We start from the raw sequence: 16805 nt of genomic DNA on the forward strand, positions 1-16805 counted from the left end.
TCTTCATCAGCTAAAAAAGCAGTTCCGAAACGACGATTTCAGTGATGTATCTCTTGTTGTTTTCCTTGTCCTCATAGGAGCGATTCACCAACTTTCCTTCAATAGCTACCTCTTTGCCTTTTAAGACATATTTTTCAGCAATATCTGCTAGTTTGCCCCAAGCGACAACATTATGCCATTGCACATTTTCAATCTTTTCGCCTTTGTCATTGTAGTAAAATTCATTGACCGCAATAGAAAAAGTAGCTCGTTTTTTATCTGAACTAAAAACGATAATTTCTGCATTTTGCCCTGCTCGTCCAATTAGTTGAACGCGGTTTCGTAGTGAACTCATAGTATGTCCTTTTAAATTAAATAATCTCGTATTATTTTTTAGCAAAAAACACACCAAACTCAAGGGGTTATCCCCATTTACCTTCTAAAATATTTACTTATTACAAGTATTATTTGTAATTTGCAATAAAAAATTCATGGATACTACAATTAACAAGATTGAACTTCGCAACCTCCAGCTTGACGATTATTTGGAGCTTAAAAATTCAATGCTTGAATCCTATACGGGTATGGAAGACCCTTATTGGGATAAAAGTGAGATAGAGAACCTACTGAGTATTTTCCCAGAAGGACAGTTGGTCGTTTTGGTGGATGATATTGTTGTAGGATCGGCGCTTTCTATTATCATTGATGAGAAAAAAGCCATGTCCGCCCATAATTACGATCAGATTACGGGTTATTCTTCTTTTAGTACACACAACCCGAAAGGGAATATTTTATACGGGATTGACGTTTTTATTCACCCAAAATATAGAGGATTACGTCTAGGGCGTCGTTTATACGATGCGCGTAAAGAATTGTGTGAACAACTCAACTTAAAATCGATTGTATTTGCAGGAAGAATCCCGAAATACGCGAAATATGCGAATGAACTTACGCCAAAACAATACTTAGATAAAGTAAAGGCGAAAGAAATTAACGACCCGGTGATGTCCTTCCAAATGTCGAATGACTTCCACATGGTTCGCTTGATGCGCAATTACCTAGATGGAGATAAAGAATCGAAAGATTATGCTGTATTATTAGAGTGGAATAACATCTACTACGAAAAAGAGGTACAGCTTATCAACACCAAAAAGAGTGTGGTCCGCTTGGGGCTAATTCAATGGCAAATGCGTCCCTTTAATGATTTGGAAGAATTCTTTGATCAAGCGGAGTTTTTCATCAATGCGGTATCGGATTATGAAAGTGACTTTGCCATGTTCCCGGAGTTGTTTACAGCGCCTTTAATGGCAGCGTATAACCACTTATCGGAGGCCGACTCCATTCGTGAACTTGCACGTTACACCACGCCAATCCGCAAGCGATTCCAAGAATATGCTATTTCATACAACATCAATATTATTTCTGGTAGTATGCCATATATCATTGATGGAACCTTATACAATGTTGGTTTCCTTTGCAAACGCGACGGTACGTATGAAATGTATTCGAAAATTCACATTACTCCAAATGAGGTTCACTATTGGGGAATGCAAGGGGGCTCAGCCATCCAAACCTTCGATACCGATTGTGGAAAAATCGGAATTATCGTTTGTTATGATGTTGAATTCCCAGAATTACCACGCTTACTTGCCGAAGACGGAATGGAAATCTTGTTTGTCCCTTTCTTAACGGATACACAAAACGGATATACCCGTGTTCGCAACTGTGCTGCTGCTCGTGCCATTGAAAATGAGTGTTATGTAGCCATTGCAGGATGTGTGGGTAACTTACCAAAAGTAAATAACATGGATATCCAGTTTGCGCAAGCTGCTGTATTCACGCCTTCTGATTTTGCCTTCCCTACCAATGGAGTCAAAGCAGAAGCAACTCCAAATACAGAGATGACGTTAATTGTCGATGTCAATCTAGACTTATTGAAGGAATTACACGAACACGGAAGTGTCCGTATCATGAAAGATAGACGTTTAGATTTATACAATTTACAGAAAAAGAAATAATTTATTTTTCTTCAACTTATAGAAAAGCTTGAGTAACCCTCAAGCTTTTTTCTTTTTAATATCCTGCCGTCTAGTACGTCATTTTGCGCTAAAAATTAGCATGTTTCGGATTTTATAACTGATAAAACCTAGCGATATTTGTTGTGGGTTGACAGCGTATAAAAAGTAAAGGGTTAGAAGCACATTAGGAAAGGGTTTATAGTCGTTTTGTTGGACATTCCTTGGACAATGCTTGGAGTATACTAGGAAAATACCCCCTTTTGTCGAAGGAAAGTCGAAGGAATCTCCAAGGAAAGTCCAAGAAGTGTTGAAGGAAACTCGAAAGAACCTTATTCAATTCCCTAAGCGATCTCCTTATATTCCTAGTTTTGAAGTAAAGTTGGGAAGTGAGTAGTGAAAAAATGAATTAAAAAACTGTAAACGTAAACTGTCAACCGTACACTATGAAAGAAGCGGCCTTAAACTATACTCGTATTGCGGAAGCGATTGAATATATTCATACCAATTTCAAAAGACAACCTCGTTTAGATGAAGTTGCGAATGCTTTACATTTAAGTCCGGCGCATTTTCAGCGTTTATTTACAGAATGGGCAGGTACTAGTCCGAAGAAATTCTTGCAATTTACGAGTTTAGAATATGCAAAATGGCTACTCAAAGATCAACAAGTGACCTTATTTGATGCCACCTTTGAAACAGGGTTATCCAGTACCAGCCGTTTGCATGATTTGTTTATTACCCTCGAAGGAATGACCCCTGCAGAGTATCAGCATGGAGGGCAGCAACTGACGATTAACTACAGCTTTGCCTCTAGTTTTTTTGGTCCTATTCTAATTGCTTCAACGGCAAAAGGCATTTGTCACCTCGTCTTTGTTACAGCAGAAGCGGTAGCCTTACAAGAGTTAAAAGCTAAATTTCCGCAAGCCACCTTTCAAGCACAAACCGATCAACTACAACTACAAGCGCTAAAAATATTTCAACAGCCTAAACCCGACTTGAATCAGATCAAACTGCATTTAAAAGGAACTGAGTTCCAGCTCAAAGTTTGGCAAAGCTTACTTGCAGTTCCCATGGGCGAATTGACCACCTATGGAGCCATTGCACAAGCAATAGATAATCCCAAAGCATCAAGAGCTGTGGGCACAGCGATTGGAAACAACCCGATAGCCTTTTTAATCCCGTGTCATCGCGTTATTCAGTCCTCGGGTGTCTTTGGTAACTATATGTGGGGAGCGACGCGTAAAACGGCTATTATAGGCTGGGAAGGCGCACAAGTATATGGAAATAATGAATCAAAAAATACAGCTGATGGACTTATTTAATTCTTTGGAAGATACACAACACAATTACTTGCCCTATGATGGGACCGTTCATTTCTATGGCTTTCTTTTAACGGCTGAAGAAGCTTCGTTCTATTTTGAGCATTTACTCCACCATATTGAATGGAAAAATGATGAAGCCATTATCTTTGGCAAAAAGGTAATTACAAAACGCAAAGTGGCTTGGTATGGATCACAAACCTTTCCGTACACCTATTCTAACGTAACCAAACTTGCTTTACCGTGGACACCTGAATTATTGGAATTGAAGACACGTATTGAACAAGCAACAGGAGAAACGTATAACTCTTGTTTGTTAAACCTATATCACGATGGAAGTGAAGGCATGGCTTGGCATAGCGATGGAGAAAAGGATTTAAAGAAGAATGGAGCTATTGCTTCTTTGAGTTTAGGGGCAACGCGAAAATTTCTATTCAAACACAAATCCACAGCAGAAAAAGTTGAATTTACCTTAGCTAGTGGACACCTGCTCGTCATGAAAGATGAAACACAAACCTTTTGGTTGCATCGATTACCTCCGACGAAAGTTGTCCATCACCCAAGAGTCAACTTGACGTTCCGCACCATTGAAAAATAAAAAAAACAGCTCCCAAACACAGAGAGAGCTGTCTTAAACTAAAAACATAATAACTATTCTTACGATCCACTGAAGAGAATCGTAAGAACGTATAAACAACTGAATTACTACTTTATAACAAGGAAGTAGGACATACAAAAGCCGTCTTATCTACGGTTGTTACGGGTGCAATCGCTTGAAAGCCTCCAACAACATCAACTACTTTTAAAAATCCTTGTGCTCGTAACATGGAAGCCGCAATCATACTGCGGTATCCTCCTGCACAATACACGACTTGTGTTTTATCTTTATCTAAGGTGTTCATTTTTTCTTCCAATGTATTCAAGGAAACAAAAACGGAAGGAACCAAATGTTCTGCTTCGTACTCGCTTTCTTTTCGAACATCAACAAGCACAGGTTTTTCACTTTCGATATAAGCATCTAATTGCTGCGCTTCCAAACGCGGAATCTGATGTAAAGATCTATTGGCTTTTTTCCAAGTATCGATCCCTCCTTCTAGGAATCCAACCGTATGATCATATCCCACACGAGACAAGCGAATCATACTTTCTTCTTCTTTTCCAGGATCGGTAATCAAGACAAGAGGTTGTTGAATATTTTTAATCAACTCCCCTACCCATACAGCAAAAGGACCATTCAATCCGATATTGATACTTTGGGGAATAAATCCTGAAGCAAAGTCTTGAGGTGATCGGGTATCCAAAAGGAACACCTCTCCTGTGGCGAGCATCTCGTCAAACATAGCCAAGGTCAATGGTTTATAAGCGCGGTCTAATACCTCATCCAATTGCTCATAACCCCCTATATTAAGCAAGACATTTTTCGGAAAATATTGCGGCGGTGTTGCCAACCCTGTCAATACCTCATCTACAAACTCATCTTCCGACATATCAGCGCGAAGCGCATAATTCGTTTTCTTCTGATTGCCTAATATATCTGTTGTTTCCTTACTCATATTTTTACCACATGCACTTCCCGCTCCATGATTTGGATAGACGATAAGATGATCGGGTAACGGCATAATTTTATGGCGTAGCGACTGATATAAATGTCTTGCTAATTTTTCTTGCGTTAGTTCTGATTTGACCAACTGCACCAAATCAGGTCGTCCTACATCTCCAATAAACAACGTATCTCCCGTAATAATAGCATGCGGTTCTCCTGCTTCATCAAAAATCAAATACGTACTACTTTCCATGGTATGCCCTGGTGTATGCAGTACTTGGATTTTTACTCCTCCTACTTGAAAAACTTGATTATCTGTTGCAATAATCGCCTCATAATTGGGTGATGCCGTCGGGCCAAATACAATTTGCGCTCCCGTTTTTTGCATCAAGTCCAAATGACCACTAACAAAATCCGCGTGAAAATGCGTTTCAAAAACATACTTGATTGAAGCTTTATCTTGTGTAGCTCGATCGATATACGGTTGTACATCGCGCAAAGGGTCAAAAATAGCTGCTTCTCCTTGACTAGAAAGATAGTAGGCAGCATGTGCTATACATCCTGTATAAATTTGTTCGATTTTCATGGTTCACTATTTTGTTAAGTAAAAATAATTCATCCTCAGGGGTTTAAAAATGACAATTATCATGAATCCTTCAGTAATTTTAGATTTATTTTAAGATTAAATCCCCCATACTACGGGAGGTAATCCATTATTTTTTTGTAAATTGGGAAAAACTAACAATTATGAAGAATTACAAAATAGCTTCGCTTAAAAAGCTACAAGATGAGGGCAAAGACATTCATCGTTTGCCTTTTTCAATTCGTATTCTATTGGAGAACGTATTGCGAAATCACGACGGATTTGCCATTACAGATGAGCACATCGATACGTTAGTCAATTGGCAACCTCAACCTACAGATAAAGACATCCCTTTTAAACCTGCGCGTGTATTGATGCAAGATTTTACGGGTGTTCCTGGTGTAGTGGATTTAGCTTCTTTACGTGCGGAATATGTACGTCAAGGAAAGAATGGAGAGAAAATTACTCCGGCTATTCCTGTTGATTTAGTCATTGACCACTCGGTACAAGTGGATTATTTTGGAACAGATTATGCTTATAAAGAAAATGTAACCAAAGAATATGAGCGCAATGCCGAGCGTTATGAATTACTGAAATGGGCACAACAAGAATTAAAAGGATTTACTGTTGTACCTCCAGGAATGGGTATTTGCCACCAAGTGAACTTAGAATACCTTGCAAAAGGGGTTATCAATAGAGACGGTTGGTTATTCCCGGATACTTTAGTAGGAACAGATTCTCATACCCCGATGGTCAATGGAATAGGAGTAATTGCATGGGGTGTTGGAGGAATTGAGGCAGAAGCTGCTATGTTAGGTCAACCGATTTACTTTACTTGTCCAGAGGTTGTAGGACTTAAATTAACTGGAAAAATACCAGAAGGAGCCACCGCTACCGATATGGTATTATCCATTACTAAAATACTGCGTAAACAAGGAGTTGTAGGTAAATTCGTAGAAGTTTTTGGAGATGGTTTAGATCATCTTTCTGTAACGGATCGCGCGACAATTTCGAATATGTCTCCTGAATTTGGATGTACAGTTACCTATTTCCCTATCGACAATCAGACGTTGCATTATATGCGTCAAACGAATCGCGAGGAAGACCACGTGCAATTAGTAGAAGAATACTGTAAAGAAAATCTTTTATGGCGTACGGGTAAAGAAGACATTACCTATTCTGCTGTTGTAGAATTAGATTTAAATACTTTAGAACCGACGGTATCGGGTCCTAAACGTCCACAAGATAAAATCTTAGTGCGCGAATTAGACCAAACCTTCTCTACCTTATTAGAAGAAGAATACAACCGCGCTTATGTATCTGTAAAAGACAGACGTGAATCTGCTTGGTTATCTGAAGGGGGTTCTGGAACTGAATTTGTCTACAAACAGGCGGAGAAACCAACAAGTGAACCGACTGAAGTAGTCAAAGAAAATATGCGTGCGGTTCGCATCAAACAAAAAAACAAAGAATATGTATTAAGCGACGGTAGCATCGTGCTTGCAGCCATTACCAGCTGTACCAATACGTCCAATCCGGAAGTTATGATTGGTGCTGGATTGGTTGCTCGAAAAGCCATACAACGTGGATTGCGTACAAAATCATGGGTAAAAACCAGTTTGGCTCCAGGGTCCAAAGTAGTTACGCATTACTTGGATCGTTCAGGTCTATCAGAAGATTTAGAAGCTTTGCGCTTCCATACGGTAGGCTATGGTTGTACATCTTGTATTGGAAATAGTGGACCATTACCTGCTCCTATTGCAGAAGCCGTAACCCAAGGTGATTTAGTTGTAGCTTCTGTACTATCTGGAAATAGAAACTTTGAAGCAAGGGTTCATCCTCAAGTGAAAATGAACTTTTTGATGTCGCCTATGCTTGTGGTTGCGTATGCCTTAGTAGGACGTGTGGACATCAACTTAATAACGGATCCTTTGGATTATGATCCAAATGGAGAGCCGGTGTATTTAAGAGATATTTGGCCAACGCATGAAGAAATTAGAGCTGTAATCAATGACTCCTTAAAACGAGAAGACTTTAAAGAAGTGTACGATCAAATCTTTGAAGGGGAAGAAAACTGGAAGAATCTTCATGCTCCGAAAGGTGCAAGTTTTGAATGGAATCCTGCATCTACCTATATTCGTCATGCTCCATTCTTTGAAAACCTGCCGAAAGAGCCTAAACCTCTAACAGATATCGCTGGAGCACGTGTGTTGCTTTACTTAGGTGATTCTGTAACGACGGATCATATTTCGCCTGCAGGTTCTTTTAATGAAGAATCAGCAGCAGGAAAATACTTATTGTCGCAAGGAGTGAAACCCGAAGACTTTAACTCATACGGATCTAGACGTGGAAATCACGAGGTGATGATGAGAGGAACATTTGCCAATGTTCGCATCAAGAATAAAGTAGCACAACGCGAAGGAGGATATAGTACCTATTTACCAACAAATGAATCTTTGACGGTATATGATACTGCAATGAAGTACAAAGAAACAGAAACACCGCTTATTGTACTTGCTGGAAAAGAATATGGTAGTGGTTCTTCTCGTGACTGGGCTGCAAAAGGGGCTTATCTATTGGGAATCAAAGCGGTTATTGCAGAAAGCTTTGAGCGTATTCACCGCAGTAACTTGATTGGAATGGGAATTGCTCCGTTGCAGTTCTTACCTAATCAATCGGCAGAAAGCTTAGGATTAACCGGAAAAGAGACCTATACTATTACGGGATTAGCAGAAAATCTAACGCCGCATAAAATAGTAGAAGTAACTGCTGTTAATGAAGCAAACCAAACGATTAAATTCCAAGCTTTAGCTCGATTTGATTCACTTATTGAAATTGAATACTATAAAAATGATGGAATTCTTCAATATGTATTGAGAGATTTCTTGAAACACTAAATAGCAAAAGGCTGTTCCGAGGAACAGCCTTTTTTTATACAAAACCTTGTTTAATTGCTTCTTGTACGAGGGTTGCTGAATCTGGCACACCAAAAGCCGCTTTCATTTTAGCTAAGCGCTTTTTAATTGTAGGTGCAGATAAAGGCACATAATGTTCTAAATCAATCAACTTATGTCCTTTGGCCAATAGCAGCAAAATTGCTCGATTGTAATCGTCATACATCACTTCCTTACAAACCATTTCTTCTAAGCACTTTTTCACTAATGGGCTTTGATAATCATGTCCCATAATAACCAAGTGAACAACGTCAATTAACACTTGAGGTGTAATTTCCTTTTTGCCAATAATACTTGTAGGTCTAATGTTTTTTACGATATCGTAAATGGTCAATATCTCCGTGTGTCCCGTGATGGTAATGGTTCTACACGTAGGCATTTCTTTTTTAATGTAGCGGATAATATCCCCTCCATCTTCCCATGTTGATTCTTCTCCTTTGGGTAATGAAAAGTCCACAAGTGCGAGATCATAAGGTTCTTTATGAGCAATTGCTTGGTCAATTTTTTGTTTTGCTTCGGTACAATCAAATGCTTTTTCAAAAATAAAACCTTGAGCAAATTCAGCATGATTCAACAATGCCATTCGATATCCTTCTAAAATCAGAGGATGATCATCTACTAACAAAATTCTTTTCATACGACAATCTTTACTATCTTAACTTGCGTTTTTGAAACGCTGTGCTGTATGCCCCTTAATCAATTCCCCAAAAAGATTAAAAGTTCAAATAGACTTCAGGCCTATTCCCCGCTAATGTAATAAAAAACGCCCTTCCTTTTCTATCCGTTGTTCACATTTGGTCATTTTTATCCTAAAAGGATAACCAACTTCAACAATACCTTCATTAAACGAATAAAAAAAGCCAATTAGCGAGCTAATTGGCCTACAACTAAGTTGCCTTATTCTTTATACTAATCCGTTGGCTACTAGATATTCTGCAATTTGAATCGTATTTGTAGCAGCCCCTTTTCTTAAGTTATCGGATACGATCCACATATTTAAGGTATTCGGTTGTGTTTCATCACGGCGGATACGTCCAACAAAAACGTCATCTTTTCCTTGCGCATAAAGTGGCATTGGATACGTATTGGTATCTGTATTATCCTGGACTACAATTCCTGGTGTTCCATGCAAAATACGGCGTACCTCATCGATGGCGAAATCCTGTTCAAAAGCGACATTCACCGCCTCACTATGTCCACCTACAACTGGAATACGCACAGCCGTTGCCGTTACTAATACTGTATCGTCTTCTAAAATCTTCTTAGTTTCATTCACCAATTTCATTTCTTCTTTTGTGTACCCATTATCTTCAAATACATCACAATGAGGTAAAGCATTGCGGTGAATTGGATAAGGATACGCCATTTCTCCAGCCTCTCCTGTATATTCATTCTCCAATTGTCTGACCGCTTTAACTCCGGTTCCCGTAATGGATTGGTACGTAGAAACAACGACGCGTTTCACGTTGTATTTTTTATTTAAAGGCGCCAAAGCCATCACCAATTGAATGGTGGAACAATTGGGATTAGCAATGATTTTATCTTCTTTTGTTAAGCTAGAAGCATTAATTTCAGGCACTACTAATTTCTTCGTAGGGTCCATTCTCCAAGCTGATGAATTATCAATCACTGTTGTTCCCACAGCTGCAAATTGAGGAGCCCATTCTAAAGAAATAGATCCACCAGCAGAGAACAACGCAATTTCTGGTTTCATCTTTACAGCTTCGGCCATTGATTGTATTGTATACTTCTTCCCCTTAAACTCTATTTCATTCCCTACTGACTTCTCAGAAGCCACAGGTATTAATTCTGTTACTGGAAAATTGCGTTCTGCTAACACTTTTAGCATAATCTCTCCTACCATTCCGGTAGCGCCTACTACTGCTACTTTCATTTTAAATAATAAAAATTATAGTTATTCTATTTTGTTTTTACACTAATTGCATATCCTTAATTTGCAACTGATTGCTAATCTCACCCTTCCATTCATTTTCTTCGATGGAATACACTAAATCGAAAAACGCGCGATTCTGAATCTCGTCTAAGTACTTCCCAAAAGAAAAACCTATAGCACTAAATCCTTTATCTAGATGTCCGCGCTGTCTAACGTACATCTTCAGGTGGTCTTGATTGGCTCCCAATCCTCTTGCATAGCCTGTATCATACACGTTTTTGGTCAGAAATACAGGACTCATATTCTCTGGTCCAAACGGTTCAAATTGCTTCAAGACACGACAGAACTTCGGTGTGATTTCAGCGAAATTCAATATTGCATCAATTTCAACTTCGGGTATTAGATCGCGTTCTTGAATTGTATCAGCCACTATGGCTTCAAATTTTGCTTTGAAGTTGAGGTAGTTTTCTTTCTTACACGTCATTCCTGCTGCATACATATGTCCTCCAAATTGAATCAATTCATCAGAACACGCTTCTAAAGCAGCGTATAAATCGAAATTCTTAACTGAACGTGCGGAAGCTGCTAATACATCACCGCTTGCTGTAAATACGACCGTTGGTCGGTAATACGTTTCAATTAAACGAGAAGCGACGATACCAATTACTCCTTTATGCCACGATTGATGGAAAACCACCGTTGATTTGTTGTTAATCTCGCGATTTTCTATAATCTGATCTTTGGCTTCTTCTGTTATATTTTGATCTAATACTTTTCTTTCCTCATTAAAGGCAATGATCATTTCAGCAGTTTCTTCTGCTTCTCTCATCGAGAAACGCGTCAGTAAATCTACTGCATAATTGCCGTGTTGTATTCTTTCCTGCTGCATTTATTTTCGGTGCAACTTTGAATACGATATCGCTTACCGTATAACTGCTTTGCTTGTATAGATTCAGCAATGCTTTTATTCCGGGTCTTGGGTTGCTATTTAAAACTTCTAATCCGAAGTAAGCTAGGATTCTATTTTCTCCTGTGATGGGTACAATATCCGCTCCAATTGCCGTAACGACAAGATCGAGATAAGGCATTAAATCTTCTATAGTTTGATTTCGATTTGCTGCTAAAGCTTGCACCAATTTAAAACCAACACCACAACCACATAATTCATCATAGGGATAAGAACAATCGCTTCGCTTAGGATCGAGTACCGCTACTGCATCGGGAATTTTATTTCCTGGCAAATGGTGATCCCCAATGACAAAATCCACTCCTTTTTGCTTGGCATATTCAACATGTTCAACGGATTTAATTCCACAGTCCAATGCAATGATTAATTTGATGTCATTATCGGCTGCATAATCAATCCCTTGATAGGATACCCCATATCCTTCTTTATAGCGGTCTGGAATATAGCGATCCACTTGTGGATAATACGATTGCAGATACGAATAGACCAAAGCTACCGCTGTGGTTCCATCTACATCATAATCGCCAAAAACCATTATATTTTCTTTTCTATCAATCGCTTCTTCAATTCGTTTAACTGCCTTATCCATATCTTTCATTAGATAAGGATCATGCAATTCATCCAAAGAAGGACGAAAGAAACTCTTTGCTTGTTCGTAGGTTGTGATTCCGCGGTCAACGAGTAGTTGCGCTAAAACGGGATCAATTCCCAATACTTGAACTAGATGATTAACACTTTCTTGATCTTTTACCTCTTTTAAAGTCCACCGCATTATTGTTGTTTATGGTAATGAATATTCGTTTCAACTTTCGCAAATTGCGTAAACATATGCATTACACCACAATATTTTTCTACAGATAAATCAACTGCTTTTTTCAATTTTGCTTCATCAAGATTATCTCCATAAAAGTGATAATCGACAATTACGGTATGGTAAACCGCTGGATCTTCATCGGTCAATAATCCTTCTGTTTCGATTTTAAAATCGGCAACATCCAATCTCATTTTTTTGATTAAAGAGGCAACGTCTAATCCTGAACATCCTGCCAAAGCAGATAACATCAAGGCTTTAGGTCTAAAACCTTTATTATCTCCTCCATTTTCTGGGCCAGCATCAATTCGCATGGTTCCTCCACTTGGATTCGTTGATTCAAATTGCATATTCTCTAACCAAGTAGTTGTAACTTTATGTGACATGATATATTCTCGTTTTTATCAAATGTATCAAAAAAAAACAAGGATTAATCCTTTTAAAACGTTAATAATTAACACATCTAAAATCGTTTTTTTTTTAAAATTTCCTTACTAAATGTACTTTTTGAAACTTTTTTATCAAAAACAAAGATTCATAGTATGCTATATGCAAATTCTCTTTAATTTAAAGGTTTTAAAAAAACAAGGACAAAAAGAAAAGATGATAAAACCTAAAATAGGAATAATTTTCGCCGGTGATCAAGAACTAGACGAACTTGACCTCCACTGTGATAAAGCTTCTCAACTTGCAGTTGATCTTACCTTATTATTACTTCAAGAAATTTCAAGACAATCCCAAAATATAAAAGGAGCTGTGTTTTGATACACAACTCCTTTTTTTTTATTTCTTTCCTGCTACTACCACAACAATTTCTCCTTTAGGCGGTTTCTCTTCGAAGTGTTTAAGCACTTCTACAACAGTTCCTCTCACGGTTTCTTCGTGTAATTTAGACAGTTCTCTCGAAACTGAAATCACGCGATCTTCACCAAAATAGGTTTGAAATTCTCCTAATGTTTTGACTAATTTATGTGGTGAAACGTAGATAATCATTGTTCTCGTTTCTTCGGCTAATTGTAGATAGCGGGTTTGACGTCCTTTTTTATCTGGCAAAAAACCTTCAAATACGAATTTATCATTCGGCAGACCACTATTCACCAAAGCAGGTACAAAGGCAGTTGCCCCTGGCAAACACTCGACTTCAATTTGATTTTCGATACAAGCTCTTGTCAATAAAAAACCTGGATCAGATATAGCAGGTGTTCCTGCATCAGAGATCAAGGCGAATGTTTCTCCTGTTTGCATGCGTCGCACTAAACTTTCTACGGTTTTGTGTTCGTTGTGCATGTGGTGACTCATCATCGGTGTATTTACCTCAAAATGTTTCAACAGCTTGCCGCTGTTTCTTGTATCTTCTGCTAAAATATAATCGACTTCTTTCAACACCTTAAGGGCGCGAAAAGTCATATCTTCTAAGTTGCCAATCGGTGTTGGTACAACATATAATTTTCCCATAATCTTATTCGAAACGCTTTTCAATTAACGTCATAAAACGCTCAGCATATTCTTCTTTACCTTCCCAATTATTGTATTCTGGTTTCACCAAGTGCTCCACAAAACTTCTTGCTTCATCGTATGTACTCACGGTATTCAACTGCGACAATACGCGATTGAAGTCTTCTGAACTATTAGCAAACAAGTGTTTCTCAAAAGCAATGCGATCATTTAATCCCACTACAATTGTACCGCGATAGATGTCATTGATTGATTTTTTTACAATACGAGGTTCTCTCACCGATACTTGATCTAAATTGAACAACATATTTTGTTGATTTTCAACCTTGTCTTCTTTCTCTTCTTCCTTTTCCTCTTGTTGTATTGTTTGCTCTTCTTTTTGTTGAGCGAAAAAGTTATCTGTCGATTGGTTTTCTTCAACTGAAGTTGTTTGTTCTCCTACTCGTTCAAACATACTGTCATCTACGAGAATCGTATCTTCCTTTGCTAAGTCTTCTACTCGAATAAACTCAATTTCTCCGAAATCAAATCCTTCAAACGGATTATCTTCTCTTTGATCTCCAGTTAAAGGTGCAAATACTTCTTCTTCCGTTTTTTCCTCTTGGAATTCAAACGTTTGTTCGTTTTCAGTTGTTTCAGCGACCACTTGATCTGCTAATTCCTCTTCCTCCAACACTTCAGTCGTATCCTCTTCCGTCCATTCTTCCTCTTCTTCTTCTAGCTCCTCGTCTTGTTCCTCCTCAGTTTCTTCCTCAATCTCTTCTTCTACAAGAGCAGCAAATTCGGCTGCTTCTGCCTCCTCGTCTTGCTCTTCTTCCATTTCGTTGGCTAATTCATCTTCCTCTTCTTGTTCAAATTCAAGGCTTTTTTCTTCTTCATCTTCATCTTCTTCGATTTCTTCTTCAACCAAAGTAGGTGCATCAAAATCTACCACAGTTTCTTTCTCTGCTTCTACAACGATTGGATAATCTTCCATGATGAGATCTGCAGGAATTTGAGATCGTGTATCCTCTTCTTCTGGAGCAGCTATCATCGCAATTTCTTGCTCGCTTGTTTCGGCTTGTTTCACCGCACTTAATTTTGCTACTAACTGATCTTCAGCTATGTCGTTTACAAGTCCTAATGCTAGGTTATCTTGGTAAAATTTTAAAATTTGAAGCTTCTCATACAGTTCTTTGGCTTCAACATATAACTTATCCACATCAGTATCCTTCATCTGTAAAACGCGATGAACGATGCTCAACAACTCTCCCTCTAAGACTTTCTTCATAACTTTTAATTTCATTAGTAAATTATACAAGCTTTTTTTGATAAATTTGTCCTTCACAAAGTAACAAAAAAACTACTGGTTTCGACCTGAAAATTACAAAATGTTTCTAGAAATTCCTGTTAATCACAAAGAACAGTTTGGTTGGATCGAAGTAATCTGTGGATCAATGTTTTCTGGAAAAACAGAAGAACTGATTCGTCGACTAAAAAGAGCCCAATTTGCCAAACAAAAAGTTGAAATTTTTAAACCTGCTGTAGATACGCGATATCACGATGAGTATGTCGTATCTCACGATTCTAATGAAATCCGTTCTACTCCAGTACCCACGGCAGATAGCATTCGACTTTTAGCTAGTGGTTGCGATGTAGTTGGTATTGATGAGGCGCAATTCTTTGATGATGAAATTGTCAATGTTTGCAATGAATTAGCCAATTCGGGTATTCGTGTTATCGTTGCTGGTTTAGATATGGACTTCAAAGGAAATCCTTTTGGTCCCATGCCTGCCCTGATGGCGACTGCCGAATATGTCACCAAAGTACACGCAGTATGTACACGCACGGGAAACTTGGCACATTATAGCTACAGAAAGGCTGCTAGTGATGCTATTGTTATGCTTGGCGAAACAGAAGAATATGAACCGCTGAGTAGAGCTGCGTATTATAACGCAATGCGAGAAGCTGAAAAACTCAAAAAAGAAAAACCCAAACCCTGATTATATAGATTAAACACGTCATGAAAAAAATATACCAAATTTATCTAGACTCTTATCGAGGATTATCCTCTGCATCTTGGATGTTAGCCATCGTTATGTTAATCAATAGAGCTGGATCGATGGTATTTCCTTTCTTAGGTGTTTACATGACCAAAGAGCTTCATTTTACAGATGAGCAAACGGGCTATGTTTTAGCTTGTTATGGACTTGGTTCAATGACTGGCTCGATGTTAGGTGGGTGGATTACGGACAAAATCGGTAACTACAAATTACAGTATTTGAGCTTACTTGGAAGTATTCCGATGTTTATTTTACTGCCTCACTTTACCTCTGTCATCAGTTTGGCTTTGATGATATTCTTTCAAAGTACTATCAGTGAAATGTTTCGTCCTGCCAACTCTGTTGCTATTACAAAATACGCTCGACCTGAAAATATTACGCGTGCTTTTTCCTTAAACCGCATGGCGGTGAATCTTGGATTTTCCATTGGTCCTGCTATGGGAGGAATGTTAGCCGCAATTTCTTACGCCTTATTGTTTTACATCAATGCAGGTGCAGCTTTCTTCGCGGCAGTTGTATTCATCTACTTCTTTAAAGGGCGTAAAGAAAACCCTAAACCGACAGTATCCGTTGAAGAGGATCAAGATATTACTTTAGGTGCTTCGGGTACCAAACGCAAATCTCCTTATAAAGATGGACTATTCTTGTTTTACAGTTTCTTCTGTACGTTATATTCCATTGCCTTTTTACAGCTTTTTAGCACCTTACCTATTTTCTATGAGAAAGTGGGAGGCTTGAATGAGTTTGAGATTGGAATTGTCTTAGGGTATAGTGGTTTGTTGATTTTCTTGACTGAGATGCTATTGGTACACATGGCAGAACGCCATTTAACCACGCAGAAAACGATTTTCTATGGGGCTTTAATTGCTCCTCTAGCTTTTGGTGTTTTCTTGTTGGATCACAGCTTGTTTACCATTTTCCTTTCTATTACGCTTTTAAGTGCTTCAGAAATGCTTATTTTCCCGTATACCTCAACTGTTACTGCAATGCGTGCGGATGATTCAAGTAAAGGGGCTTATATGGGAGTAAATGGACTAACATTTGCTGTTGGATTCATTATTGCTCCTATTTTAGGAACGAAGATTGCAGCTAATTTTGGTTACAATACCTTGTGGATTGTGATGGGATCGATCTTTTTACTTTCTGCTTTTGGATTAAATTATACAGTCGGAAAAATGGTGAAACCGAAAGTATAAGCGTTCCCTTGTTATTTCTTACTTTTTCACGGAAAGAAATAAAATAT

General features: G+C 38.4%; 14 protein-coding genes and 1 pseudogene. 7 read left to right on the top strand and 8 right to left on the bottom strand.

Annotated elements, in window-relative coordinates:
* Positions 1-10: 10 nt before the first annotated feature.
* The gene (locus M2306_RS13565) at positions 11-334 is read right to left on the bottom strand and encodes a single-stranded DNA-binding protein (protein ID WP_115092241.1); all 324 of its coding nucleotides are present in this window, start codon (positions 332-334) and stop codon (positions 11-13) included.
* A 136-nt stretch (positions 335-470) separates the two neighbouring features.
* Between M2306_RS13565 and M2306_RS13570 the strand changes: the two genes are divergently transcribed.
* The 3 genes from M2306_RS13570 (at position 471) to M2306_RS13580 (ending at position 3911) form a co-directional block, all read left to right on the top strand.
* Positions 471-1997, top strand: coding sequence for a GNAT family N-acetyltransferase (locus tag M2306_RS13570; protein ID WP_259187585.1), 1527 nt, complete (start codon positions 471-473; stop codon positions 1995-1997).
* 443 nt (positions 1998-2440) lie between these two features.
* The gene (locus M2306_RS13575) at positions 2441-3316 is read left to right on the top strand and encodes a methylated-DNA--[protein]-cysteine S-methyltransferase (RefSeq protein ID WP_259187584.1); all 876 of its coding nucleotides are present in this window, start codon (positions 2441-2443) and stop codon (positions 3314-3316) included.
* Complete coding sequence (locus M2306_RS13580) at positions 3303-3911, top strand: alpha-ketoglutarate-dependent dioxygenase AlkB family protein (RefSeq protein WP_115092239.1); 609 nt, start codon at positions 3303-3305, stop codon at positions 3909-3911. The genes M2306_RS13575 and M2306_RS13580 overlap by 14 nt, the downstream gene beginning before the upstream one ends.
* A gap of 112 nt (positions 3912-4023) precedes the next feature.
* On the opposite strand, the gene M2306_RS13585 is transcribed toward M2306_RS13580, so the two are convergent.
* Entirely contained in the window at positions 4024-5442 is a 1419-nt protein-coding gene (locus M2306_RS13585) for an MBL fold metallo-hydrolase (RefSeq protein WP_259187583.1), read from the bottom strand.
* Positions 5443-5603: 161 nt separating this feature from the next.
* On the opposite strand from M2306_RS13585, the gene acnA reads away from it, so the two are divergent.
* The gene (gene acnA, locus M2306_RS13590) at positions 5604-8336 is read left to right on the top strand and encodes an aconitate hydratase AcnA (protein WP_259187582.1); all 2733 of its coding nucleotides are present in this window, start codon (positions 5604-5606) and stop codon (positions 8334-8336) included.
* A 34-nt stretch (positions 8337-8370) separates the two neighbouring features.
* On the opposite strand, the gene M2306_RS13595 is transcribed toward acnA, so the two are convergent.
* From M2306_RS13595 to M2306_RS13610, 4 genes and pseudogenes are all read right to left on the bottom strand, one after another.
* Complete coding sequence (locus M2306_RS13595; protein WP_002989135.1) at positions 8371-9030, bottom strand: response regulator; 660 nt, start codon at positions 9028-9030, stop codon at positions 8371-8373.
* Between the two features lie 267 nt (positions 9031-9297).
* Positions 9298-10287, bottom strand: coding sequence for an aspartate-semialdehyde dehydrogenase (locus M2306_RS13600; protein WP_115092235.1), 990 nt, complete (start codon positions 10285-10287; stop codon positions 9298-9300).
* A 37-nt stretch (positions 10288-10324) separates the two neighbouring features.
* Positions 10325-12026 (bottom strand): annotated as a pseudogene (gene recJ, locus M2306_RS13605) (single-stranded-DNA-specific exonuclease RecJ).
* On the bottom strand, positions 12026-12451 hold the full coding sequence (locus tag M2306_RS13610) for an OsmC family protein (RefSeq protein WP_002989130.1): 426 nt from the start codon (positions 12449-12451) through the stop codon (positions 12026-12028). Before M2306_RS13610 ends, recJ begins: the two are co-directional and overlap by 1 nt.
* 163 nt (positions 12452-12614) lie before the next feature.
* Here M2306_RS13610 and M2306_RS13615 point away from each other — a divergent pair, with 163 nt between their 5' ends.
* Positions 12615-12830: a hypothetical protein gene (locus M2306_RS13615; RefSeq protein WP_259187580.1), complete on the top strand. Its 216-nt coding sequence runs from the start codon at positions 12615-12617 to the stop codon at positions 12828-12830.
* 18 nt (positions 12831-12848) lie between these two features.
* Here M2306_RS13615 and rsmI read toward each other — a convergent pair whose 3' ends face one another.
* Together rsmI and M2306_RS13625 are read right to left on the bottom strand one after the other, a co-directional pair.
* Positions 12849-13520: a 16S rRNA (cytidine(1402)-2'-O)-methyltransferase gene (rsmI, locus tag M2306_RS13620; RefSeq protein WP_115092233.1), complete on the bottom strand. Its 672-nt coding sequence runs from the start codon at positions 13518-13520 to the stop codon at positions 12849-12851.
* A gap of 4 nt (positions 13521-13524) precedes the next feature.
* The gene (locus tag M2306_RS13625; RefSeq protein WP_498882887.1) at positions 13525-14805 is read right to left on the bottom strand and encodes a DUF8457 domain-containing protein; all 1281 of its coding nucleotides are present in this window, start codon (positions 14803-14805) and stop codon (positions 13525-13527) included.
* Between the two features lie 85 nt (positions 14806-14890).
* Between M2306_RS13625 and M2306_RS13630 the strand changes: the two genes are divergently transcribed.
* Positions 14891-15502 carry a thymidine kinase gene (locus tag M2306_RS13630; protein ID WP_002989122.1) on the top strand — a complete coding sequence of 204 codons (612 nt, stop codon included), beginning with the start codon at positions 14891-14893 and terminating at the stop codon, positions 15500-15502.
* Positions 15503-15522: 20 nt separating this feature from the next.
* Positions 15523-16758: an MFS transporter gene (locus M2306_RS13635; RefSeq protein WP_115092231.1), complete on the top strand. Its 1236-nt coding sequence runs from the start codon at positions 15523-15525 to the stop codon at positions 16756-16758.
* Positions 16759-16805 lie beyond the last annotated feature (47 nt).

This window comes from Myroides gitamensis (genome assembly GCF_029894455.1).
Taxonomy (GTDB): Bacteria; Bacteroidota; Bacteroidia; order Flavobacteriales; family Flavobacteriaceae; genus Flavobacterium; species Flavobacterium odoratum.

Excerpts from the sequence above, each read along its gene's own strand:
- M2306_RS13565 (WP_115092241.1), bottom strand. The coding sequence starts at position 334 with ATGAGTTCACTACGAAACCGCGTTCAACTAATTGGACGAGCAGGGCAA.
- M2306_RS13570 (WP_259187585.1), top strand. The coding sequence starts at position 471 with ATGGATACTACAATTAACAAGATTGAACTTCGCAACCTCCAGCTTGAC.
- M2306_RS13575 (WP_259187584.1), top strand. The coding sequence starts at position 2,441 with ATGAAAGAAGCGGCCTTAAACTATACTCGTATTGCGGAAGCGATTGAA.
- M2306_RS13580 (WP_115092239.1), top strand. The coding sequence starts at position 3,303 with ATGGACTTATTTAATTCTTTGGAAGATACACAACACAATTACTTGCCC.
- M2306_RS13585 (WP_259187583.1), bottom strand. The coding sequence starts at position 5,442 with ATGAAAATCGAACAAATTTATACAGGATGTATAGCACATGCTGCCTAC.
- acnA (WP_259187582.1), top strand. The coding sequence starts at position 5,604 with ATGAAGAATTACAAAATAGCTTCGCTTAAAAAGCTACAAGATGAGGGC.
- M2306_RS13595 (WP_002989135.1), bottom strand. The coding sequence starts at position 9,030 with ATGAAAAGAATTTTGTTAGTAGATGATCATCCTCTGATTTTAGAAGGA.
- M2306_RS13600 (WP_115092235.1), bottom strand. The coding sequence starts at position 10,287 with ATGAAAGTAGCAGTAGTAGGCGCTACCGGAATGGTAGGAGAGATTATG.
- M2306_RS13610 (WP_002989130.1), bottom strand. The coding sequence starts at position 12,451 with ATGTCACATAAAGTTACAACTACTTGGTTAGAGAATATGCAATTTGAA.
- M2306_RS13615 (WP_259187580.1), top strand. The coding sequence starts at position 12,615 with ATGCAAATTCTCTTTAATTTAAAGGTTTTAAAAAAACAAGGACAAAAA.
- rsmI (WP_115092233.1), bottom strand. The coding sequence starts at position 13,520 with ATGGGAAAATTATATGTTGTACCAACACCGATTGGCAACTTAGAAGAT.
- M2306_RS13625 (WP_498882887.1), bottom strand. The coding sequence starts at position 14,805 with ATGAAATTAAAAGTTATGAAGAAAGTCTTAGAGGGAGAGTTGTTGAGC.
- M2306_RS13630 (WP_002989122.1), top strand. The coding sequence starts at position 14,891 with ATGTTTCTAGAAATTCCTGTTAATCACAAAGAACAGTTTGGTTGGATC.
- M2306_RS13635 (WP_115092231.1), top strand. The coding sequence starts at position 15,523 with ATGAAAAAAATATACCAAATTTATCTAGACTCTTATCGAGGATTATCC.